General features: G+C 41.6%; 18 protein-coding genes, 1 pseudogene and 1 riboswitch. Of the genes and pseudogenes, 9 read left to right on the plus strand and 10 right to left on the minus strand.

All coding sequences use genetic code 11. From position 1 onward, the window contains the following. Nucleotides 1-63 precede the first annotated feature (63 nt). From ACN6KS_RS29885 to ACN6KS_RS29900, 4 genes are all read right to left on the minus strand, one after another. Nucleotides 64-687: a hypothetical protein gene (locus ACN6KS_RS29885; RefSeq protein WP_440961060.1), complete on the minus strand. Its 624-nt coding sequence runs from the start codon at nt 685-687 to the stop codon at nt 64-66. Between the two features lie 74 nt (nt 688-761). Further along, on the minus strand, nt 762-3,074 hold the full coding sequence (locus tag ACN6KS_RS29890; protein WP_440962466.1) for a beta-glucosidase family protein: 2,313 nt from the start codon (nt 3,072-3,074) through the stop codon (nt 762-764). A 51-nt stretch (nt 3,075-3,125) separates the two neighbouring features. Beyond that, nucleotides 3,126-5,888: a glycoside hydrolase family 3 N-terminal domain-containing protein gene (locus ACN6KS_RS29895; RefSeq protein WP_440961061.1), complete on the minus strand. Its 2,763-nt coding sequence runs from the start codon at nt 5,886-5,888 to the stop codon at nt 3,126-3,128. A 144-nt stretch (nt 5,889-6,032) separates the two neighbouring features. After that, complete coding sequence (locus tag ACN6KS_RS29900) at nt 6,033-8,303, minus strand: helix-turn-helix transcriptional regulator (RefSeq protein WP_440961062.1); 2,271 nt, start codon at nt 8,301-8,303, stop codon at nt 6,033-6,035. A gap of 127 nt (nt 8,304-8,430) precedes the next feature. Between ACN6KS_RS29900 and ACN6KS_RS29905 the strand changes: the two genes are divergently transcribed. After that, a complete protein-coding gene (locus ACN6KS_RS29905) occupies nt 8,431-9,582 on the plus strand; it encodes a metallophosphoesterase (RefSeq protein WP_440961063.1) in 1,152 nt (383 codons plus the stop codon). A 171-nt stretch (nt 9,583-9,753) separates the two neighbouring features. Here ACN6KS_RS29905 and ACN6KS_RS29910 read toward each other — a convergent pair whose 3' ends face one another. After that, nucleotides 9,754-10,308 carry a TetR/AcrR family transcriptional regulator gene (locus ACN6KS_RS29910; protein WP_094869791.1) on the minus strand — a complete coding sequence of 185 codons (555 nt, stop codon included), beginning with the start codon at nt 10,306-10,308 and terminating at the stop codon, nt 9,754-9,756. A 166-nt stretch (nt 10,309-10,474) separates the two neighbouring features. On the opposite strand from ACN6KS_RS29910, the gene ACN6KS_RS29915 reads away from it, so the two are divergent. Beyond that, nucleotides 10,475-11,938 carry a DHA2 family efflux MFS transporter permease subunit gene (locus ACN6KS_RS29915; protein WP_440961064.1) on the plus strand — a complete coding sequence of 488 codons (1,464 nt, stop codon included), beginning with the start codon at nt 10,475-10,477 and terminating at the stop codon, nt 11,936-11,938. An 85-nt stretch (nt 11,939-12,023) separates the two neighbouring features. On the opposite strand, the gene ACN6KS_RS29920 is transcribed toward ACN6KS_RS29915, so the two are convergent. Then, nucleotides 12,024-13,376, minus strand: coding sequence for an amino acid permease (locus ACN6KS_RS29920; RefSeq protein ID WP_094869789.1), 1,353 nt, complete (start codon nt 13,374-13,376; stop codon nt 12,024-12,026). 135 nt (nt 13,377-13,511) lie between these two features. Further along, a riboswitch (glycine riboswitch) is annotated at nt 13,512-13,592 on the minus strand. Between the two features lie 196 nt (nt 13,593-13,788). Between ACN6KS_RS29920 and adhP the strand changes: the two genes are divergently transcribed. From adhP to ACN6KS_RS29940, 4 genes are all read left to right on the plus strand, one after another. Further along, nucleotides 13,789-14,805 carry an alcohol dehydrogenase AdhP gene (gene adhP / locus ACN6KS_RS29925; protein ID WP_094876568.1) on the plus strand — a complete coding sequence of 339 codons (1,017 nt, stop codon included), beginning with the start codon at nt 13,789-13,791 and terminating at the stop codon, nt 14,803-14,805. A gap of 171 nt (nt 14,806-14,976) precedes the next feature. Further along, complete coding sequence (locus ACN6KS_RS29930) at nt 14,977-15,813, plus strand: MerR family transcriptional regulator (protein WP_440961065.1); 837 nt, start codon at nt 14,977-14,979, stop codon at nt 15,811-15,813. Nucleotides 15,814-15,879: 66 nt separating this feature from the next. After that, nucleotides 15,880-17,004, plus strand: a complete 1,125-nt coding sequence (locus ACN6KS_RS29935; protein WP_440961066.1) for an agmatine deiminase family protein — start codon at nt 15,880-15,882, stop codon at nt 17,002-17,004. Between the two features lie 284 nt (nt 17,005-17,288). Beyond that, nucleotides 17,289-18,140 carry an alpha/beta hydrolase gene (locus ACN6KS_RS29940; RefSeq protein ID WP_341136141.1) on the plus strand — a complete coding sequence of 284 codons (852 nt, stop codon included), beginning with the start codon at nt 17,289-17,291 and terminating at the stop codon, nt 18,138-18,140. Between the two features lie 176 nt (nt 18,141-18,316). On the opposite strand, the gene ACN6KS_RS29945 is transcribed toward ACN6KS_RS29940, so the two are convergent. Together ACN6KS_RS29945 and ACN6KS_RS29950 are read right to left on the minus strand one after the other, a co-directional pair. Further along, on the minus strand, nt 18,317-19,171 hold the full coding sequence (locus tag ACN6KS_RS29945; RefSeq protein ID WP_094869785.1) for an AraC family transcriptional regulator: 855 nt from the start codon (nt 19,169-19,171) through the stop codon (nt 18,317-18,319). A 133-nt stretch (nt 19,172-19,304) separates the two neighbouring features. Continuing rightward, on the minus strand, nt 19,305-19,718 hold the full coding sequence (locus ACN6KS_RS29950) for a winged helix-turn-helix transcriptional regulator (protein WP_094869784.1): 414 nt from the start codon (nt 19,716-19,718) through the stop codon (nt 19,305-19,307). A 92-nt stretch (nt 19,719-19,810) separates the two neighbouring features. Here ACN6KS_RS29950 and ACN6KS_RS29955 point away from each other — a divergent pair, with 92 nt between their 5' ends. After that, on the plus strand, nt 19,811-20,284 hold the full coding sequence (locus ACN6KS_RS29955) for an SRPBCC family protein (RefSeq protein ID WP_440961067.1): 474 nt from the start codon (nt 19,811-19,813) through the stop codon (nt 20,282-20,284). A 131-nt stretch (nt 20,285-20,415) separates the two neighbouring features. Then, nucleotides 20,416-21,353: pseudogene (locus ACN6KS_RS29960) on the plus strand (IS3 family transposase). A 416-nt stretch (nt 21,354-21,769) separates the two neighbouring features. Here the strand turns inward: ACN6KS_RS29960 and ACN6KS_RS29965 are convergent. Both ACN6KS_RS29965 and ACN6KS_RS29970 read right to left on the minus strand, forming a co-directional pair. Next, entirely contained in the window at nt 21,770-22,741 is a 972-nt protein-coding gene (locus tag ACN6KS_RS29965) for an aldo/keto reductase (protein ID WP_094869781.1), read from the minus strand. A gap of 93 nt (nt 22,742-22,834) precedes the next feature. Then, nucleotides 22,835-23,587: an SDR family oxidoreductase gene (locus ACN6KS_RS29970; protein ID WP_440961068.1), complete on the minus strand. Its 753-nt coding sequence runs from the start codon at nt 23,585-23,587 to the stop codon at nt 22,835-22,837. A 149-nt stretch (nt 23,588-23,736) separates the two neighbouring features. On the opposite strand from ACN6KS_RS29970, the gene ACN6KS_RS29975 reads away from it, so the two are divergent. After that, on the plus strand, nt 23,737-24,186 hold the full coding sequence (locus ACN6KS_RS29975) for a MarR family winged helix-turn-helix transcriptional regulator (RefSeq protein WP_094876562.1): 450 nt from the start codon (nt 23,737-23,739) through the stop codon (nt 24,184-24,186). The last annotated feature ends 61 nt before the right edge of the window (nt 24,187-24,247 follow it).

The raw sequence follows: 24,247 nt of genomic DNA on the forward strand, positions 1-24,247 counted from the left end.
AAGCGCTTTAAAATGTTGGTAGTATAAATACCTCCCCCGGTAATCAGGGAAGGTGTTCCTTTACTAAGCCAGTTTTTCAGGCTCTTGTTTGAAAATGATCTTAAAGATAGGATAGAATATCAAGAACGAAATCGTACTAATGATAATCATTGTAATAATATCCGCTATTGTCTCCCCCATTGATCCCATTCCCCATGTGTTAATTAATAAATTATAGATAGGAGCCTTATAAAATCCTTGTGCCGCGGCAGCACCAATGGTTATAAGAATATACGCTAGTACATACCAGAAAGCGGCCTTCCAAACGTTACTGTTTGATTTAAATGTAATGGTTCGCTGTGCGAAAAAGTTAATGATCTGTGCAATGCCGAGTGTAATTTGAACGGCAAGAAAATAGCCAAGCCCTCCTCCACCTACTGATGCAAGTGAACCTGCAGCATAATCGAATACATAATAGGCACTTCCATCAAAGTTATGTCCCAACTGAAAAACTTGAAGGCTTGTAGATAGTAATGATGTCTGTGCAAATATAAGTTTAAATAAAGGCATTAGAACAAGTTGTAATACCGTCATCCCAGCACTCAGTATAAAAAATACTATGAATTGTGCAATATTTGGATGCAGCCCCTTAAATTTATTCCATACACCCATCATTCCTGTATTTTTTTCGATATTTACTTCGCTCATATTCTTCTATTTCTCCTTTGAAGCCTAGAAAAAGGAGATACCGTGGTATCTCCTTTTCTTCACTTCCTATTTGTCTATCGGTTTATCCATTTCAACACCTTCAGGATTTGCTTTCGACTAATTTTCCCGCCAGTAAAACGGTCAATTTGACGAAATGGCATATTCAGAACAAAGTAGACATTATTCGCTAGCAGAGGCTTATTGACTGCTTCGAAAAACTTGTTAAAGAAAAAGACAATATGATAGATTGTTTTTCCAAGTGCGTTCTTATATTTAGCTTGAGCAATGGTGTCGTTTAACCCCAAGTCCTGCTTTGGATCCCAACAAGGAGAAGGAGGTTCATATCCCAACAGCCCCTTATACTCCGCTGCCGTTACCTCATGAACGTGTCCGCTAAAATAATGCGGGAATTGATCCTTGGTATGTTCACAAGAAACGGAATCTCCTGTAAGCGTAATACGTTCCTGCAAAAGAATAGATTGGATTGAACTGCCGATTTGAATTTCATAAGCACCAGGCTCAACCGCCCAATCGTGAATCGTCGGATTATAATAGGAAAAATCACGTTCCTCCAGCATGATTGTGACACGCTTGCTTTCACCCGGCTCTAAGCTCACCTTTTCAAAGCCTTTTAATTCTCGCTTCGCTCTAAAGATGGACGAATCTTGTTTCTGGATGTAGAGCTGCGCAACCTCTTCCCCTGCTACTGCCCCTGTATTGGTGATAGTAAACGTAACCTGATGCTGATCAGCCGTTAAATCCGTATATGCAAAGGTTGTATAGGACAGCCCATATCCAAACGGAAATAACACAGGCTTATTCACGGTATCAAAATAACGGTAACCGATAAAAATGCCTTCGATATGTTCTGCGGTTGCCTCCTTACCTGGATAATAAGGAGCAGAAGAGACATCACTATACTTAATCGGAAATGTCTCGCTAAGCTTACCACTTGGGTTGTACTCTCCAAGTAAAATACTCTTTAACGCTTCAGCGCTTCCTTGTCCAGATAAATAGGTATGAACGATAGCTTTTACATTCTTTATAAACGGCATTTCAATGGCGCCACCGCCCGCGAGAATCACCACAATATTGGAATTGACTTCTGTTAATGAGCGAAGCAGTTCGAGCTGGTTGTCACGTAAGTTAAGGTTTACGCGGTCAACACCTTCGGCTTCGCTGCCTTCGTCCAGCCCCAAGAACAGTAGAATGGTATCTACTTTCTCAGCTAACGTAACAGCTTCCTTTATTAACCGATCATTTTTTCCGCCCATTCGCTTGAAGCCTTTCGCGTACCCAACAATCGACAAGCCAGATTGACCGAGCACATCACAGGCATTGGATAGCTTGGCAGGATTAATAAGCGAGCTTCCAGCACCCTGGTAGCGAGGATTACTGGCGAAATCACCAATAATCGCAATTTTATTGCCGTGTTTAAGCGGTAATATCTTATCGTCATTTTTCAATAACACAATCGAACGTTTGGCAGCTTCTATCGCTTTATTGTGGTGCTCCTCATAATCGATACGCGGTGTATCTTGATCATGCAGCTGGGTAGTAAAGACTAACTCAAGCAGACGATCGACAGCGTCATCCAGCACTTCTTCGGCCAGCTCATTCTTTCTAATTGCTTGCACGATTTCCTGATCCGTAATTCCATTGGTTGAAGGCATTTCCAATTGATTTCCTGCTTTCAACCCTGCAACACGGTCATTATTACCGCCCCAGTCCGTAACGACTACGCCATTAAAATCCCATTCTCCGTACAGAATATCCTGTAACAAATCGTTATTTTCATTAGCGAAGGTACCATTCACTTTGTTGTAAGAGGTCATGATGGTTTTCGGTTGACCCTTCTCAATTACACGTCTGAATCCTTCTAAATACAATTCTCTTAACGAGCGTTCATCCACGACTTCGTCAATCGTCATTCGCATATGCTCTTGGCTGTTGACAGCAAAGTGTTTAGGACATGCAGAGATACCGTTCACCTGAATGCCTTTGACCATCTCGCTCGCTAATTCTCCCGTTAAATAAGGATCCTCGGAAAAATACTCAAAATTTCGTCCGCATAACGGATTCCGCTTGATATTCAATCCAGGACCAAGCAACACGCTCACTTTTTCGCTAGCTGCTTCTTTTCCAATCGTTTGACCTACCTCATAGATTAATTGTCTGTCCCAGCTATTAGCCAAGGTTGCCGCCGTCGGAAAACAAGTGGCAGGCAGACTTTTATTTAAGCCTAAGTGGTCTGCCTTTCCGCCTTGCTTCCTCAGACCATGAGGTCCATCGGTCAGCATAATGCTTGGAATCTTCACTCGGTCGATTGCTTTTGTATTCCAGAAGTTTGCGCCAGACATTAAAGATGCTTTTTCTTCTACCGTCATACTTTCAATTAATGCTCTATACTTCAATCTCTTCACCCCGCATGCTTACGCCTATTTTTCGAATAAGTAGGTTTGCAGGATCGTGTACAACACATGCTGAACACTTGTGCGAACCCCGTTTGTGATTCCTGCAGGATCCTTCTTGTATGCTTGTTTTAATAATTTCTCGTTTTTACTTGGTGTCATAATATCGAGCATGAGATCATTACCAGCTACAACCGCATCCGGCGCTTTCATAAATCCAAAGACTGCATCACTGGAAACAAATCCATCAAAGCCCCATTCCTTACGCAGAACATCATTTAACAAGACGGAATTCGCTCCTGCCCACTTTGTCCCGATGATCGAAAAGCTAGACATTGCGCCAAGAGGGCTGCTTTCTTTAACCGTAATCTCAAACGGCTTCAAGTAGATTTCGCGAATCGCTTGCTCGTTGGCCCAGATCAGATTTCCTGAACGAGCATTGGTTTCTTGATCGTTTAACGCGAAGTGCTTCATAAAGGCAATAATGCCTTGGTCTTCTGCGCCGTTTATCATAGATGCCGCTATTTTTCCTGAAAGCACAGGATCTTCTGAGAAGTATTCGAAGTTACGGCCGCCTTGTGCTGTACGGTGGATATTCATCCCCGGTGCATACCAGCCTTGAATGCCATACGCACGCGCTTCTTTACCAACCGCTTCTCCCATTTGATAGGCTAGATCATTGTTCCATGTTGCTGCAATGACGATTTCAGACGGATATGACGCGGCTTCGATTGGCTTAAAGAAGTAACTAAATCCAGCAGGTCCATCCATCAACAACGTTTTAGGAACACCCAAACGCTCTACCGCCATTGTTCTATAGGCGCCGTTTGCTACATAATCAATCATTTCGTCCAATGTAAACTGATCCATGAATTCATTCCATTTCGGATCATCAAAGGCTAAACCTTTCAAATCCTCCAGTACTAAGCCATTATCAGCGCCAACCGTTGGCATTTCCAAATTTGATGCTTCCTGCTCTTTTGAGAATGCGTCGAGCACATTCTGCGGTGCTTTATGACTAATATTTTCATCCGAAGGATATGTCTTCTCCCAATCATTCCGTGACAAATACGTAACTTCACCTTTTGCTAATTCAAAGCGATTCTCGTAAGGCGTTCCGGTATCCTTATCTTCTTTGAAAACCTTCTTCTCAGCCAACTGAAGGTCATAGCTTGCCACGATATCATGGACATTGCGAGCCACTTTAATTGAATAGGTGCCTGGGTCTAGTACATACGCTTCTTCTACGCTCATATCATAAGAAGCCATCTCTTCGGTAGCAAAAGAAAGGGTAAGTACCTCGGATTGACCCGCTTCCAGCAAAGACGTCTTTGCATAAGTGGCCAGTTCGATGGCCGATTTTTCAATGCCGCCTGCAATATACGGAGCTGAATAATAAACTTGAACAACATCTTTTCCGGCTTTGTCGCCCACATTTTTCACTTCGACTTGTAGTTCAATCTTGTCTTCCGACAATGACTGATTCAGGACCTTCCACTCGAAATCCGTGTAGCTTAATCCATGTCCGTAAGGATATAACACGGTATCTCGATAGCCTGCTTCATCATTTAAAAAGAAGGTTTCATAGAAACGGTAACCGACATAGATACCTTCTTGATAATTGAGGAATGAATACTTCAAATTATCGTATTTGTAGTCTCCAAAGTTCTCACTTGCTGGAGCCGATGAATTGTCATAAACATACGTATCCGTAATACGGCCTGATGGATTGATATTTCCTGCAAGAATATTTCCTAATGCGTTGGCTCCATAAGGCCCAGGTGTTCCTATCCACAAGACAGATTTAATAGATTTAAATTCATTTACGAAACCAAGCTCTAAGGCATTCCCCGCATTTACAACGATTGTGACATTTTCAAATGACTGTGCAACCTTTTCAATCAAAGCGCGTTTATTTGCTGTCAATTTCAACTGCTCAGCGGTCGCATCACTAGCTTCTGTACTCTCACTAGCAATGACAATAATTGCATTTTCCGAATAGGATTTCGCTTGTGCTATTGCTTCGTCCGATAAATAATCGATTTTAGGTTCATCGCTAGAGTTTCCGCCTAACATACCTTTTACAACTTGAATGACTCCGGTACTCGCCTTGCTGCCCACTCCTGCTTTTGCACCAACCTCTTGATACAAGTCATGAAGCTCGGTATTGTACAAAATACCTGCATTTTCTAGACCTTTAAATAAATTAACCGCACGGGAAGTATCCCCCGCACCCGATCCTCCGCCGCCATAACGTAGCTCTAATGCAGCTAATCCGAAGACGTTAACCTTTTTATCTTTCAAAGGCAGCTGTTTATCATCATTCTTCAATAGAACAATGCCTTCATTCGCAATTTCTTCAGCTATTTTCCCACCTTGTTCACGTGCTGCAAGTGCCTCAGGGGAATCGGTTATGGCTGTAATGTGTTTTCCTGTTAGCGCATCGATGATGCTAGAAGCGGTTGCACCGAATTGTACGAACAACAATATGACAACAAGCGCTACGATCGACCAGCCGGTGAAACGTCTTGATCTATTTTTAATTTTCTTGTAGCGTTTCGCTTCTTTTTTCATCGCTCTACGATCTTTGCGCCTTAGAGTTTTCAACTCTATTTTTGTTTGTTTCTTTTGCTCTTTTCTTAATTGTTTGTCCTGTTCAATCGCTGCTGTTCGTTCTGCTTCCGGTAGCGCTTTAATTTCTTGCTTTCGCGCTCGCAGCTTAGCTTTATCTTCCTTCACCTTTTGCACGATTTCACTTTTCTTAACGCGTTTAATATTAAAATTGTCCACCACGGCGACCCCCTCCGGTATCGTCTTTCTTTTTCACAATCATAATATAGCGCTTACATTTTAACTATGAGGATCTTGTCGAAAAAAAAGCTAAATATTGCGTTCATTCGATTGATCAAGAAATCGAGTGAGCAATATTTAGCATTAATCGTTGGTTTTTTCTAAGTCGATCATAACAATCCCGAATAGCGGAACTTCGAACTCAAGTGTATGATTTCCCTTTATTTTCAGTTGTTCTACGCTTCTCGAAGGTCGATTAATTGCATTCCAATACGCAATATCTTCGAAAGACAACTTTTTGCATTTTCTTAAATCAGCAAGGTCTAATCGCTGATCTATTTGCTCAGTAGTTAATCGTTGCTTGATCAATCGGTATGTCCCTTCAAGGTTTGTAAGCTCCATCTTTATAAAAACATAGGGACTTTTTGCCTTATGCCAAGCTAATTCTAGTTTTTCCTTATTTTCATTGATAAACAGATGTTGCTCTTCTTCTGGATAAACCGTTAAAATGCGGTAGTTATCTTGCTGTTTTGTCACGATACATGAGTTGTTTTTGAACACAATCTCATCAAACAAGCGACTCACAAACGCTGTCGCATACCAATTGTCCTTGTAACGACCATCCGGTGTAAGTAATGAAAGCTTACTTGCCAGCTCATCTGGAAAATACTCAAACAGCTTGGCTGAATCGAGTGATAATGGGGGGAAATAGTGACCTGCAATTTCGTTTTGATTCATTAGGTTTATATATTGCCAAATGCTTGCATTTGCTTGTGCTAGATCTGAATAGGCGTGTAGATAATCATCCTGATCGTAAACCAGCATTCGATCCAAAATACGATTCTGATCTTGCATGTTTGTGTTCTCACCAATGACCCGAATGTATTCTTCATCAAATAGATAATTAAGCGCAGTTTCAAGTGGAATCTTGCGCATACGGGTCCAGTCATCAATGCAATAAACGGCATTATGGCAGGTCATATCGAGCAGCATCGCATCTTCTGGCGGGATGGGAAAATGAATGACTACGTTCTTATAGTTTTTAAAGATTGAAATGGCATTCACTAACGGCAAACGTAATTCCCTGCTATTTTTCATTTCATAGAAGCAGCGGAACTCGTACATCCAATCCTGACTTGTCATATAATTTTGTTGCAGATGAAGATTTAATTCAGTCATTATCGTTTGAAACCATTCATTGTTATGAAATCCCCGCTCCTCCCAATCATCCAAATCTATAGATTGAAATTGAAGGTAGGGAAACATGCCAACAGACACGATCTGCTGCAACATTCGATCCAACTCACGAAATGAACAGAACAGCTTCCCTTCGCTTAAACGTATATCCACTTTTTTAAAAATACGAGTGACCGCTACCCACTTCACCCTAAGGCGTTGACGTACTTCGAGCAAACGGCTATCCATAAGTTCGCCTTTTACTTTAAGAACATGATTGACCTTTGAGTACTGGCCGATCGTTTTATGCAAATCTAATTGCACCTCGATGCGATCGGGGGCAATAGACGTGCCAGCCGGCAATTCACCTAACGGCACATACGGCGATAGTAGAGCTAATACATCTTGGGACAGCTCCGCATCGGCACGATTCTGCACCGCTCTTATTTGACGCTGTTCACGAAATTCAGCAGGTGAAAGCTCATACCTTATTTTAAATGCCTCGTTAAATGATCGTACATTGGGGAAGCCGTTGACTAAAGCAATCGTGACAATCTTATCGTTCGTATTTTCCAGCATACGTAAGCTATGAAACAATCGCACTTCTTTGATATAATTTCCGATTGAAATCCCTAGCTGATTTTTAAAGGAATGCGCCAAGTAGTATTTGCTACTATAAGACTGTTCAGCAATCTCATCCAGGCTGAGTTTGTCCGCATAATTAACATTGATAAATGATACAATTTCTTTTACCTTATCCGAAGCTGTATGCACTTGCTTCTTTTCATCTTCTGGCCCAAGATAACGGTACAGCAATCCGATTAAACGTTTCGAATACCCTTCGATGATATAATCAGAACCGGCTCCCGGATATATCCTTTCGACGTACAAGTACGCCATACAATTCTTCACAAGCTCATATCCATCTTTTTTGTACACCATCGACAGTGGAATGTTAAGCTTAAATGCCGGAAACTCTTCTTGATACTCATTGGTTAGAAACTTTACCGAGAGCGTCGCATTCTCTTCACTGCCAATTACACGAACAATATCACCTTTATTAAAAACGAAAATATCGCCTGTCCGAATCAAAATATCCGAACCGTTTCGCATTATTTCTAGATAACCAGAAAGAACAAACCATGCCGTTAACTCCGTCATAAGTAGAAAATCCACTTCCTCAATCGTTTCGATTGCGGCCAGTACGATTTGATCTGATCCATTGTTCTTTTTATTCAAAATCAACAATCTCCTCTTCCAACATGAAAAAATATGTTACTGTTACTGAGTACCTGACGATTTGCTCATAATTATTGATTATAAACGATTGCTCTCTGAAATCTAAAAAAATAGGACGGTGCATCATATGGTATTTGCATTTTTGTTTATATTCGCTATGTACGCGGCAAGTAACTATTACATCGCGAGAAAGATTTTTAAATGGTTACAACATGTATTTCCAAATATTAATGGGATTATATACGGAGTCATCTACGGCTTGTGTGCGGTAACAATCATTATTAATCTACTATTGTCCTCTTCAGCTATGACGAACGATTCAAGTATTGTTAATTTTATTGGTCAATCCGGGGACTATTGGATGGGGATCTATTTCTATTTGTTCTTGCTGTTACTCCTTTCCGATGTAGTCTTACTTATTAGTAAATGGATCAAAATCATCCCCTCCCCTGCGCCAAAACGTGTTGTTTTTCATACAAGGTCAGTAGTATTAATGCTAGTCATAGGGTTGGTGTCCTATGGGATTTATAACGCCAATCAGATAAAAGAAGTATCGTATCCCCTCCAAATACACAAAAGCACCTCATTAGAGCATTTAAATATTGTTCTAATCAGTGACTTACACTTAGGCTACATAAATGATGTCAAATTTCTTGCAGAGGTTGTTGATCGCATTAATGATATGCAGCCGGATATTGTGTTGATGTCAGGAGATATATTTAATGGAAACTACTATGCCCTCTCTAATCCTTCCAAAGGAATAGAGTTATTAAATACTATTCAGTCCACCTATGGGGTTTATGCTTGTTTAGGTAACCATGATGCAGGACGATCCTACGATGAAATTGTGAACTTTATAGACAAGAGTAACATTAAACTTCTAAATGATGAGCATGTCGTTATTGATAATCAATTCGTTGTAGTTGGCAGGAGAGATTCATCCCCGATTGGTGATCAAGGAAACGCTAGAGCAGTTACTTCTGAAGTGATGAGTAACATTGATACCACTATGCCCGTTATCGTAATGGATCATCAACCCACGAATATGATTGAATACGGAGATGACGTCGATTTGATACTTAGTGGACATACGCATCAAGGACAAGTATTCCCTGCAAATCTAATCACCAATGCTATGTTCACAGTAGATTACGGACACTATCAGAAGAATCCAAACAGCCCTCACGTCATCGTTACATCTGGTGTTGGGACTTGGGGACCGCCATTACGCATTGGTACGAACAGTGAGATAGCACAAATTAAAGTTGATTTTAAATAATATGATTTTAAAAAAAGCGGACAGCCTTTGAACGAGAATTATCGTCATAGACTGCCGCTTTTTATAGTTTTACCTAAGGTTGGTGCGGGGAATATCCGTTATCTTGAAATTTGTATCTCTATATCATACAGCGGTTTTTACCCATGTCCTCCATGTAGCGCAGTCTAGCACTTATAAATACTTTCTTTTATACATCAAGGTAATTTGCCCTGCTATGTATTCTGCGCTATATTGGCTGCCATCCTTAATCCACCACATAATAATCCCCAGTAGTGATGCTGCAATAATATCAAGGGAGACAACCTCCTTAGTGGAATCTATGTTTCTCACGTTTCTTCGTTTCTCAACAGTATTTTTTAACAGGTTGGTCAAATGTTCTTTGAAGCCTTTGTGCTCAATTAATACAGCAAACACTTTTCGGTATTCATAAAAGTAATTTAAAAATGTGACCAGCTGCTCCTGTTCGTTGTTGCTCTTCATTTGTAATAGCGGTTCAACCTTCATGGACAGCTCGTCAAAGATTTCATGTACAATCTGGCGCAATAAGTCGTTAATATCCTCATAATGCAAATAAAACGTTGCACGATTCAGCTCAGCACGGTTGGCGATTTTTTGGACAGTCAATTGAGAAATCTCCACATTCTCGGCCAATAATGAAAAAACAGCATTTTTCAGCATCTTTTTTGAGCGAATGGCTCGTGGGTCAACTCTTTTATGTTCGGACATTTCATCCCTCTATTATCGTTTATATAGTATTTCATCAACTAATTTACCCATTCTGTCGATTAGTCGACATTTTCAATAAAATTGCAAATAGGAATACCGTTTAAATGCTGATATGATTTATTTTATCGACACTATGTCGAAAAAGCAATGAAGAGAGGCCTGTACCATGCAAGAAGATATTAAGAAAATAAATAAAGGAATCCTACTAACCATCCTGATTTTTGGTTGTTTCTTATCTACACTCAATCAGACGCTTTTAAATGTCGCCTTAAGTAGTCTGATGGATGTATTTGATGTCACGGCAACAACTGTACAATGGATTTCAACGGGTTTTATGCTGGTCAACGGAATATTGATTCCGATTACAGCCTATTTAATGAAACGTTTTACAACACGTCAATTATTTCTAAGTGCCATGTCATTTTTATTACTTGGCTCAATCATTTGTGCAGCAGCGCCGAGCTTTAGTCTACTCTTAGTCGGACGGATGATCCAAGCTGCTGGTGCAGGCATTATAATGCCGCTCATGATGAGCGTTGTACTCGCGATCTTCCCTATTGAGAAACGTGGCAGTGCTATGGGACTGCTTGGACTCGCAATGATATTTGCTCCTGCCATTGGACCGACGCTCGCGGGATTTGTTGTCGAATATCACTCTTGGCGCTGGTTATTTATCGGCCTTATCCCACTTGTCATCCTTGTTATAGCGTTGGCGTTCAAATATTTAGTGAATGTATCTGAGACCTCTAAGTCGAAACTGGATGTAGTAAGTGTTCTTTTATCGACCGTCGGATTTGGTTTGATTTTATACGGCTTCAGTAGTGCAGGCAGTAAAGGCTGGGACGACGTAATAGTGATCCTGACATTAGGCATTGGAATCGCTGTAACGGCCGTATTTTGTATTCGACAAATCAAGTCAGATGATCCGCTGCTAAACCTGTCTGTCTTCAAAAATAAAGTATTTACGCTGACATCTCTTATTAATGTATTAATCACCATGATGATGTACGCAGATATGATTCTATTGCCTATTTACCTGCAAAATGGCCGTGGTTTTACAGCATTTGATGCAGGACTACTCTTGTTGCCGGGGGCGCTCGTAAATGCGTTCATGTCACCCGTCACCGGTAAATTATACGACCGTTTCGGTGCCAAACCGCTGTTCATCATTGGTCTGCTATTTATTATTCCATCTATGTGGGCGGTAACTGATCTATCTGAATCTACAACGTATACGTATCTAATGATTCGTACCATTGGCTTGCGAATTGGATTAAGCTTCATTACGATGCCACTCAATACGGCTGGACTAAATGCACTACCCAAACAACTCGGCACCCATGGTACAGCAGTGAACAATACCGTTCGCCAAATTGCCGGAGCCATCGGAACTGCAGTCGTAATTACGATTTACACTGTGCAGGCTACAAGTCATGCGGCCACAGTGATGCAGAGCAATCCCTCTACTACTCCTGAGATCCTTAAATCCCTTGCATCCATTCTTGGGGCAAGTGACGCCTATTACTTTATGATGATTTTATCCGTCGCCGCGTTTGTTATAACCTTATTTATGCCTATGAAAAGCAAGATCACGATTGAAAAGAAAGCAAACCTAGTTAACAAGGAATAACCTTGGTTGTAACTAGCAATTGCAGTATATGAAGAAAAGCCATTCCGTATAGGAATGGCTTTTTGTGTGAATCCCTCAATCAAGCTTAATTACTTTTCCCCTTTTTGCTTCTAATCGAATACAAGATGAATAATAAAATAAACCATAACGGAGTACACAATAAAGCCGGGCGTGTTTCTCCAGCGAACAGCATGATGATCAGTATTCCAGCGAACAAGGTTAAGACAATATAATTAATAGCCGGTGTGAACGGTGCTTTGAATTTGGATTTCGCCTGTAAGTCTGGCCGGGTTTTCTTATACTTAATATGGCAGATGAGCACAATGCCCCATACCCATATAAAACAAATGGCGCTTATCGTTGTCACGATTCCAAAAGCCTGCTCCGGAATAAGTTTACTCAAAAGAGCACCCACAGATATAACAATTGTAGAAATGAATAACGAGTTACCTGGGACATGGTTTTTATTCAGTTTGCCCAAATGAGGTGACGCCTGGTTATTTCTACTCAAATTATAGAGAATTCGGCTTGTCGAGAACATTCCACTATTACAAGCGGAAGCGGCTGAAGTTAATACGACAAAATTAATAATCCCTGCGGCAATTGGAATCCCTACTAAAGTAAAGGTTTTTACAAAAGGACTCTCTGCCGGACTTAGCTCCGTCCAAGGGTTAATGCATAACAGGACGAAAAGCGCACCGACATAGAAAAATAGAATCCGTAAAGGAATTTTATTAATCGCAGATGGGATATTTTTCTCCGGATCCGCTGTTTCCGCTGCCGACACCCCGACCAATTCCACACCCACGTAAGCAAATACAACCATTTGAAAAGAAAATAAGAAGCCTGATATACCGTTCGGAAAAAAGCCCCCATACTCCCATAGGTTTCGTATCGTCACCGATCCTGCATCCGTCTTAAACCCAATGATCAGTAAAATGACCCCAAGACCAATCAAGGCGAGAATCGTAATTACCTTAATTAAAGCAAACCAAAATTCGAGTTCCCCAAAGCTCTTTACAGTTAATAGATTAAGTCCTAATAACACGACTAGACAGGCGATGGCAGGAACCCACTGCGGGATATCAAACCAGTACTGTACATATACGCCAACAGCAATGACATCAGCCATAGCCGTCATAATCCAGCAAAACCAATAGGTCCAACCGGTAATGAATGCGACCCGTGATCCAAGGTAGTCTTCGGCAATATCCGTAAACGATTGATAGCCCGCTTTAGATAATAGGAGTTCTCCCAGTGCTCTCATCACAAAAAACACAGCAATACCCACGATTAAATACGTGATCATAATGGATGGGCCTGCCTTCTCTATCGCCTTACCTGATCCCAAAAATAATCCTGTACCAATGGTGCCGCCAATAGCAATAAGTTGAACATGCCGATTAGCCAGTTCTCTCTTTAATTCTGGTTGTGCCATACCTAGTTCCCCCTTGTGAGTACAATAAATTAGAATAAAAAAAAGAGAGATTGGATGTCATCCAATCTCCCAGATCGTAAGAATATCAAATAATATTTGCCCTGCTGATAGCGATCAGCATGACAAATACATATTCAGTACTCTTCTGTCCTTTTGCCTGAGATTGTGAACCCTTCGGCGCCGCGGAATTTCCGCAGTCTCTCCAGAAGCTGCTCCAGCTAAAGTGTAATCCTTAGCCATCATAGCTCGTGAATTATGAAGTTGATAAAGCGGTAACGCAGTAAAGCTGTTCTGATATTCTAACATATTACTTGTGATGTGAGTGTTAATCAGTGATAAAAGTCTCAAGAATTTAAAGTTAGCCTCATGAACATACTACTTTTTGAAAAGCAAAAACTAAAGGAGTATGCTAATGAAAGCCGCTGTAGTAAAGAAATTCAAAGAAAAGTTAGAGCTACAAGACGTACCTAAACCAAAACCCGGACACAAAGAAATCCTTGTCCACATTCAGGCCTGCGGAGTGTGTCATACTGATTTGCATGCTGCTCATGGCGATTGGCCCGTCAAACCGAAACTCCCTCTTATTCCCGGACATGAAGGCGTTGGGATTATTGAAGAAATAGGTGAAGGAGTTACACACTTAAAGGTAGGAGACCGTGTAGGAATTCCATGGCTGTACTCAGCCTGCGGTCATTGTGAATATTGTCTTACTGGAAGAGAGACTCTTTGTCTGGATCAGCAAAATTCCGGATATTCCGTAGATGGCGGATATGCAGAATATTGTGTGGCAGCTGCCGATTATGTAGTTAAGGTTCCTGATAATCTAAGCTTCATCGAAGCGGCACCTTTATTTTGCGCAGGCGTTACTACCTATAAAGCTTTGAAAGTATCGGGTGTAAAGCCAGGTGAGTGGGTAGCCATTTTCGGCGTCGGAGGATTAGGGCATCTTGGTGTACAATATGCAAAAGTGATGGGAATGAACGTAGTGGCCATCGACACGTCGGATGAAAAGATGGAGCTTGCCAAACAACTTGGCGCAGACAAAACCGTAAACGCATTAAAAGAAGATGCGGCAGACTGGATTCAAAAAGAAATCGGCGGAGTACACGGTGTCGTTTGTACAGCGGTTGCGAAAAAAGCATTCGACCAAGCCTACCGTGCCATTCGCCGCGGCGGTACCTGCGTCATGGTTGGGCTGCCTCCTGAATCCATGGATGTTCCCATTTTTGATACCGTATTAAATGGAACAAAGGTAGTTGGTTCGATTGTCGGCACTCGCAAAGATTTGCAAGAAGCATTACAATTCGCTGCAGAAGGAAAAATCAAAACCATTATTGAGACACGTAAACTAGAAGATATTAATGAGATCTACGATCTTATGTTAGAAGGCAAAATCAATGGCCGAATCGTCCTTGATATGACGAAATGACCCTAAAGAAAACATGCTCGAAAAGTGCTACTTTTCGGGCTTTTTTATGACTAATAATTTTGCACAGTCGCACCAAACGTATTAGACTGTAATTTTAAAGCATAGAAGCTTGAGTCAATGACTACAGAGTGATTGATCTAACCATACGATCACACTAAGAAAGAGAGAAATATGTACACGATCAATAGATTTTCTCAGCTTTGCAAAATGAGTGCACGTATGTTGCGACACTATGATAAAGAAGAACTTTTGAAACCAGCGCATGTAGAGGCTACAAACGGCTATAGATATTATGAAAAAAGCCAACTAGAAACAGCGTTACTTATTAAGAGACTGAAAGAATATCGATTCTCCCTACCCGAGATTAGAACTATCCTTCAGACATCAGATAGAGAACTGCTGACTGAATGGATGCATTCAAAAATACTTGAGTTATCCAGTGAGATGAATCGAAATAGACAAATCATTGCAGAAATGCAAGAGATGATTGAAATCAAAGTGAATTTGATTCAAGGCGAACGAAGATCTTTTGATATATCGCTCGGAATGAGAAACGAGAAAGAGGTCCTAAGTCAAAGATTGCAAATTAACATTGCTGACATGGACAAGTATGTTGATTCCTTATATGAACAAGCGGAAAAAAGTAATATTAAGTTGCTTGGTGTTCCGTCTGTCATTTTTCTTGATGAGGCGTTTACCCCTGACCAAAGCGATATTGAATTGATGATCCCAATCCTTCATAAGAATGACGGCGATGCATCGAGGAAATGGCAAATAAAAAAACTTCCGCCAACTTTGGTTGCTACTACCTTGTATATTGGGAGTTATGACTATATCGGTTACGCTCATATGGCACTTGAAGAATGGATAGATGCCGGCGGCTATAAAAAGGATGGTCCACCTTATGAAACCTACTTAAAAGGTCCAGAATGTGACTGTCCTGAAGAAGAGTACGTGACGCAGATCTGTTTTCCTGTGATCAAAAAAAGCCAGGCAATAGATGCTTGACCTTGACACTATGTCAACGCTTATTCTACTTCCAGAGAACGAATCAGAACATAAGGAGATTTCATAATGAATAAGTTAGTTGTATTGTGCTCAGGGGTTATATTATCGGCTGTTTTCTTAATGGGATGTAATAAAATTAAAGCAGAAGAAGGTCGGCAAGTAGGCAAATACACAATGCCTGATGAAAGCAGCAAACATGAAGGTACATGGTTGCAGTGGCCCCATAACTTCACTTACGGTAAAGATTATAGGGACAAGGTTGAGCCTATTTGGATAGAAATGACTGATGCCTTAAGCGATGGGGAAAATGTTCATATTATTGCATTTGATAAATACGAAAAGAACTATATTTATGATCTTCTGTATGACGAAGGTATAGATATGGATAAAATCGACTTCTACATTGTTCCTACTGACGACGTATGGGCAAGAGATACTGCACCGATTTTTGTATATGACAAAGACAACAATATTAAACTCATGGACTGGGGATTTAATGGATGGGGTAAGAAAACGCCATATAAAAATGATGCATTAATCTCGAAGAGACTTAGTAAACAGCTTGGCACGGAAACCATTGATCTAAATGATGTTGTCCTTGAGGGTGGAGCATTTGAACTGGATGGTAATGGTACATTTTTATCGACACGTAGTGCGGTTACTAATAACAATAGAAACCCCAAATTAGCAGAAGCTGATATTGAGGAATATATAACCGAGTATCTTGGGGCTACTAATTTTATTTGGTTAGATGGTGTGCCAGATCTCGATATTACGGATTTTCATATTGATGGTTTTGTTAAAATTCATAATAAATCTACAATAATCACAATGAAAAAGAATGACTTAGCAGAATGGGGTGTCACTAATAAGGATATCCAAACCTTAATGAGCGCTAAAAATGCCTTCGACAAGCCTTATCAGTATGTGTATCTACCAATTAGTAAAAACAATGTAGTGCTAGATAATGGTGAAAACTTGGGGTACAAGGGTTCATATATTAATTACTACATTGGGAATACAGTTGTATTAGTCCCGAATTACAATGATCCTAATGACAAGGCAGCAAACGATATTATCCAAAAACTATACCCTGACCGCAAAGTTATTGGAATTGATGTAAGGGAGCTCTATAAAGAAGGCGGTATGATTCATTGTGTCACACAACAACAGCCCGTCCGTTTAAAGTGATTGCTTGTTGCAGTGACCTTTACGACTTGAAAACTAATGGACTCTCGGTATCCTTTAAAAGGCCCGGCTTAGCTCCTCAAATGAGCTGGGCTTCCTGGGACAAGCCGCTCTCTTTCCGAAGAGCACGGTTTCGATTAACAGTGAAAAGTATGCTGCCATAATATTTATTATAAGCCACAAAATTTGAGGTGATCGGAATGTTAGAGCGTTCTATGGAGAATGTAATGGAATCCGTGAAGGGAAGGAGTGATGTGTAAAATAAAAATGAAAAAAGGATGATGACAATGAATAAATACCAAACTATAAATAGCGATGGATTTGAACTGAATTATTGTGTAAAAGGAACTGGAAAACCTATTTTGGTGATAGGCAGCAGTGTTTATTATCCTCAATTATTCTCAGAAGATTTATATGATACATTTCAATTTATTTTCCTTGATCATAGAGGATTTGTGAAGCCGCCCCGAACTCTGCAACCGGAAGATTATAGATTGGAGAAAGTATTAGATGATATAGAGACGGCAAGGCAAGATCTTAACTTAACAAATTTCATCTTATTAGGGCATTCAGGACATGCTTTCATGGCTTTGGAATATGCTAAAAAATATCCCTATCATGTCCAAAAAGTTGCCTTATTGAATTCAGCACCTACAAATAGCGGGGAAAGACAGCGTCAAAGTTTTGCATTTTTTAATGAGACAGCAAGTCCGGAGAGAAAAAGACAGTTCGAGATGGATATTGCTTTGTTAGAAAGCGACATTCAGAAAGATCCTGAACGGCGATTCGTTCACATGTGTATTCGGATGGGAGCCCAAAGCTTTTATGATTATACATTTGACGCAGCTTACATGTGGGAAGATGTATATACGAATATGCCAATTATCGATTATCTGTGGGGAGAAGCATTCGCAGAATTGAATCTTATACAATCAATCAATAACTTCAACAAACCAGTATTTATCGGTTTAGGCAGGTATGATTATTTGGTAGCGCCTGTTTCACTTTGGAATTCTGTTAATGAAACCTATAAGCACGTCAAAAAAGTGATCTTTGAGCATAGTGGTCACAACCCAATGTTTGAAGAACCTCGAATCTTTGACAAAGAGCTAAGCAAGTGGATCCTTGAGGACAATTGAGGCTTTCCTTTGTATAACGAAAAACACTAAGTTGATTCTTAGTGTTTTTTATTTCTTACTCTTTTCAGTTAAACCATACCTAAGTCGAACAGAGGATTTGGGGATGACCCTTTATTAATCTAGATTTGTTCAGTTGTCATCTTCGTTAACGCCTATATTTCGCTCGCATAAGAGCGTTATTTTTTCTTCACCGGTATCCAGATTTCTCCCGAAACATTCCCATGCCGTGCCATTCCATAATACATTTCGAAACTTGGGCCCTCAACCTGTTCGTATTCAGATGTCGGAAACCACTCAGAATAGATTCGTTGCCATAGTTTTTGCATATCACATTGCGGCTCCGGGAAAATCGCCCACGTTAATGTTGGGACAGAAAGTTTTGTAAATCTCTCCGGAATTTCAAGACCCTTAGGTAAATGATAACAGACCATGTATTTGAAAGATTCTTTAGTGTGATCGTAAAGGGCAGCGTGTAACATGGTGTCACCAAAACGTCCCAGTAAGTCGTTCATAAGATCAACGCTGCCATCATCATCACATTTTATACGGAATTGAGGAACTTCAGAGAACGCTGTTTTCTGGTCTGCATTTATAAATCCATATACTCCAAACATCTCAAAAGAACCTCTTTGCTCAATACGGTAATTCATTTCGACATCCCCTTTTATTGAAATATGAAAGGACATTCGAGGATAGGCTTTTAGAGAAACGCCTGTATCGCGCGCAGATGTCGGCATAATACCATGAAGATTCTTAAAGGCCCGTGCAAACGCCTCCGGCGAATCATATCCATATTTCATAGCTACATCAATAACCTTTGAGTCTGTTGTCTGCAGTTCGAATGCCGCCAATGTCAATCGTCGACGTCGAATGTACTCCGACAACGATACGCCAGTAATAAATGGAAACATTCTTTGAAAATGATAGGTAGAGCAACAGGCTCTCTGTGCTATTTCATCAAATGAAATAGTGTCCGCTAGATTTGTTTCGATATATTCCATGGCACTATTCATCCTGTCCAACCAATCCATCGTATTCCCTCCCTTCAATGTAATTTTATCGGAATAAAAAATGAATACCTTGCAATTTCTGCACGAAAAAGTCAGCAAAAAACTTGCCCTTATTTATGATACGGTTCTCCGTATCATAAATAGGGCGAAAATTTTAGAAAGTACAATCGTCGAAATTCCGCAAAAGGCGCTGCTTCAACCCTTCTTCGTTTGTTGTTAGCTCCTGCATGATTGGAATGCTCATATCGGTATTGATATTGTATTTAAGACCCCAGTGCATAATGGCAAATACGACTGGAAACAGATCAAGTGCCTTTTGCGTTGGGCGAAACATCGTTTGTGCGCGGTTTGATTTGCCTTCTGTTTTGATGAGCAGGCCTGCTTCAATGAGCGATTGGAGCCGCGCACTCAAAATATTGGTAGAGATGCGCTCTGTTGAAGCAAGAAACTCGCGGTAATACCGCTTGTTATGGATTAGGACGTCACGAAGGATGATCAGGCTCCACGGGTCTCCCCATATATCGAGCGCATAGACGATGGGACAAACGGTTGAAGTTCGCTTTTTCATGAGCACAATTATACTATTTGTACTTGCATTTTACAAGTACGTATTCTATACTCTGTTTGCAACTCAACAAATGAGCGAAGGAGATCACTCACATGAATCATAGTTACAGGACTTCTTTCATGGTAGATCAGAGCCCTGAGGAGGTATACGGCGCCATTAATAATGTCCGCGGATGGTGGTCAGAAGAAATTGAAGGCAAGACCGACGAGCTCGGTCAATTTAAGCATCACTACCAGGATATCCACCGTTGCACCCTCCAGATCACTGAACTCGTTCCAGGTAAAAAGGTGGTTTGGCACATCGTAGACAACTATTTCAACTTCATAGAGGACAATAGCGAATGGAAAGATACTGACGTAATCTTTGAAATCGTCAAGAAGGGCGACAAAACGGAGGTTAACTTTACGCACGTAGGGCTCGTCCCAGCGTACGAATGCTACACCGTCTGCTCGGACGCCTGGGGCTTAAACATCAATGGCAGCCTGCGAAGCTTGATTAGCGAGGGTATAGGCCAGCCTCAATCAAACGATCAAATCGTCGAAAAACACGGCCTGGAAAATACATAGAAATATTCTTCTTTAGACAGAAAATAAAAACTCACCCTTTATAAACTGTACCCTATCGAGTAGACACTTTTAAAAAGTCTCTCGGTAGGGTATTTTTGTTTATAACGAAGAAGATAGGGAAGAGGAATGATATGAGCAAGAAAATATTTACAGATAAAGAGATCAAGCAGTTATCTAATAATCCGTATGTGAGGTCCGTATCTTCAAAGGCAATTACATATACAGATGCGTTTAAGCAATTGTTTATCTCAGAGAATAATAAGGGAAAGCCACCGAGAGAAATATTTGAAGAATGTGGTTTTGACGTAACCGTTATCGGGCTCCAAAGAGTCGAATCTTCAAGAAAGAGATGGCGTGCGAGCTACCAAGAGAACGGAATCTTAGGTTTGCAAGATACAAGAAGCCACGCCTCAGGAAGACCCCTTAAACGGGAGCTAACGCTCGAAGAGAAGAATGCCAAACTGGAGGCTCAGAATGCCTTGCTACGAGCGGAGAATGAACTGTTAAAAAAGATTCGTTTCATGGAAAGGAGGCAGAACAAAGGATAGCACTTTCATCTAGCCAGAAATTTGTCTTTATTCATACCACCATCGAGAAAATCACTTATTTATTTTACGGATCGGGTAAAAAAGCCTATTTATCCACAATCAAAGATAGTTCAACCAATGAGATCCTGGCATATCATGTTTCAGATCGAATCACAATGGATCTTGCGACAGATACTCTCTTGAAACTTAAGAAAAACCGAAGGTTTAAGAGAGCTGACGGTGCCTTCATTCACTCTGATCAGGGATCTCATTATACACATCCGGATTTTCAAAAAATGCTTAAGAAAATGAAATTAAAACAATCCATGTCCAGGCGGGGAAGCTGCTGGGATAATGCCCCACAAGAATCTTTTTTTGGTCATTTTAAAGATCAAGCTTCCATTAAGCCTTGTTTGACTTTGATTGAGTTGAAACAGGAGATTAAGGATTACATGACCTACTATAACCACTACAGGTATCAATGGGATTTAAAAAAGATGACCCCAGTTCAATACAGAGATCATCTTCTTCAATCTGCTTAGACTTTTTTTAAATGTCCTTTACATAGGGTACAGTTTATTAGAGAGTGAGTTTTTATTTTGATTCCATGCATGTGGCACGGACGAGTTGTTTATCCGCTGCATCCCTATCTTCCACCGACCCCCGCTTTATAAGCGCGATGTCGCCCATCTTTTCAATGACGTAAAAATGCAAAAAAAATCCATCGTATCTATTAACCCTTAGTGCTCTCGTACTCCACTGCCCCAATTACAAGCAACTTTCAGTATCTCCAAGACTTTCAGGCCAGAATTACGCCTTACTTATGATAAGGTTCACCATATCGCCACAAAAGCAAAAGAACTCTTCATGAGAAATAGCATGAAGAGTTCTTCCCATAGAATTGAACAAGAGTTAGGCTTTGCATGATTAGCAGATGCACACCTTACTTGCGTCAAATTTATACAAATGGATGTGGAATATACAGTTCTTCTAAACGGGTAATTTCTTCAGAAGTCAATTTAATCGACAACGCCAAAACCGCATCTTCCAGATGGCTGATTTTGGTCGAACCCATAATCGGCGCTGTGACCTCTTCCTTTTGCAGCAACCATGCAAGTGCAATTTGTGCGCGCGAAATTCCCCGGTTAGCGGCAATTTCCACAACTCTTTCCGCGACTTTGCGATCAGCCTCTTCCGTTTTATTAAACAAAGCCTTTGCTACCTGGTCCTTCTCTGATCGCGCGGTCTGCTCATTCCAATCCCGAGTTAACCGGCCTGCAGCCAAAGGCAGGTAAGGAGTGACGCCAACTCCCTCGTCTCTGCAAAGGGGGAGCATTTCTCGTTCTTCTTCCCGATAGAGCAGGTTTAATCTATTCTCCATGGAAACGAACCGTTTCCAGCCGTTGCGCTCTGCGACATGCTGAGCTTTCGCAAACTGCCATGCCAGCATGGAGGATGCCCCGATGTATCTGACCTTGCCCGCCTTAACTAAATCGTGAAGAGCCTCCATGGTCTCCTCAATTGGCGTATTAGGATCCCACCGATGGATCTGGTACAAATCGACATAGTCTGTTCCGAGTCGTCTTAGACTGTTATCAATTTCGGTCATGATAGCTTTACGGGAAAGTCCCACAGCATTCGGACCTTTGCGCATCGGAACAAATACCTTTGTTGCTATGACGACTTCGTCACGTTGAGCAAAGTCCTTTAGAGCACGCCCGAGAATTTCTTCGCTTGTTCCGTCGGAATACATGTTGGCGGTGCTGAAAAAGTTGATGCCCGATTCGAGTGCCTTCTTAATGATCGGTCTGCTTTGCTCCTCATCAAGAGACCATGGGGTATTGCCGCGTTCAGGTACTCCGAAGCTCATGGTTCCAAGACTTAACCTTGAGACCTCTAACCCGCTGCGTCCAAGTTTTACATATTCCAATTGATTGCACACTCCTTAAGGATATTGGGAAGGCATTCAAGCCTTCAGGTTATCTACACATATCTCCGTGAGCCAGTGCCACTCGAGACTACGTCACCACGGGAGTTGGCGTCTTTCGTTTGAGAATGTGCCCGTCGGACCGTCCTCGTTGAGGAGTGCAAGGCGCACGGGATGTCGCGCGGCTTGCTCGACGGTGCCCGTGCCCTCAAAGTTGTTGAGATCCGTCGCGGTGAAGCCCGGGCATACCGCATTGACCTTAATGCCTGTCGACTCGAGTTCAATAGCAAAGGCGAGCGTAATCGCATTGAGAGCCGTCTTCGAAGGGCTGTAAACGGCGCCGAACATCTCGCGATGTGAATTAGTCGGATTCGCGTTCAACGTCAGCGAGCCCGAACCGCTTGATACGTTGACGATACGCGCTGTCGGCGCTTCACGAAGGAGCGGCAGCATCGCTTGCGTGACGGCGATGACGCCGAACACGTTCGTCTCGAACACTGCTCGCACCTCTTCTAGAGAGGCTACGCTTGGGCGCCCCGACTTCCCGACCTCCTCAAGAGGCCTGCCCAGCTGACCTTGGTGCGATATGCCCGCATTGTTCACGAGCACATCGAGACGACCGAGCTCACTCCGGATGCGCTCTGCCGCGGTGGAGATAGAATCCTGCTTTGTAACGTCGAGTTGGAGGCCATGGGCATCCGCTCCGATACTCTTCGCGGCCGTCTCCCCTTTCTCGAGATTGCGGGAGCCGACGAGCACAGTGAAGCCGTGAGCCGTGAGATCTTTGGCGATTTGAAGACCAATTCCTTTATTGGCTCCGGTGACCAAGGCCACGGGTTTATCCTGCATAAGAAACAACTCCTTTAGTGGGGATTTACTGTTCGATACAGGTTAATACATCAGCTTGGTACTCGACAGTTTTCTCCGAGGTTGACACATCAACTTAAATATAGGCTAACACCTTGTGGTTGATGTGTCAACCATGATATTATACTTGCATGGATATCAACAAAGTAAACGAAGATGAAATGCGAATATGGAATATGTGGAAAGGCTCCTTTAAACGAATCTTCGGTCGCGTTGTTAAGGAGCTTTCTGAACGTACAGGACTATCAGAAGGAGACTTTGGAATACTAGATCGGTTAATCCAATTCGGAGATGGCAAGCTTCGCCAACAGGAACTAGCCGACTCGATGAACTGGGATAAGAGCAGATTATCCCATCATTTGACGCGGATGGAAAAACGGGGCCTTGTTAAAAGGGGGCCATTAGACGCAGATCGTGGTGTCCAGGTCATCATTACTTCTGCAGGAAAAGCAGCTTTGGATGAGGCCCTGCCCATCGTCTCAATGGCAATACGCAAGTATTTTCTGGATCAATTAACCGATCAAGACATTGAATCGATTACGAAGCTTGCGGAAAGAACAAAAAGCGACCCTAGCCTCTAGTAAAGCCTCGTTAACTTGATCGCTTCTCTGGGCACTGTCCATGCTGTATATTCGAAAACGA

This window comes from Paenibacillus nitricinens (assembly GCF_052056485.1).
Classification (GTDB): Bacteria; Bacillota; Bacilli; order Paenibacillales; family Paenibacillaceae; genus Paenibacillus_AQ; species Paenibacillus_AQ nitricinens.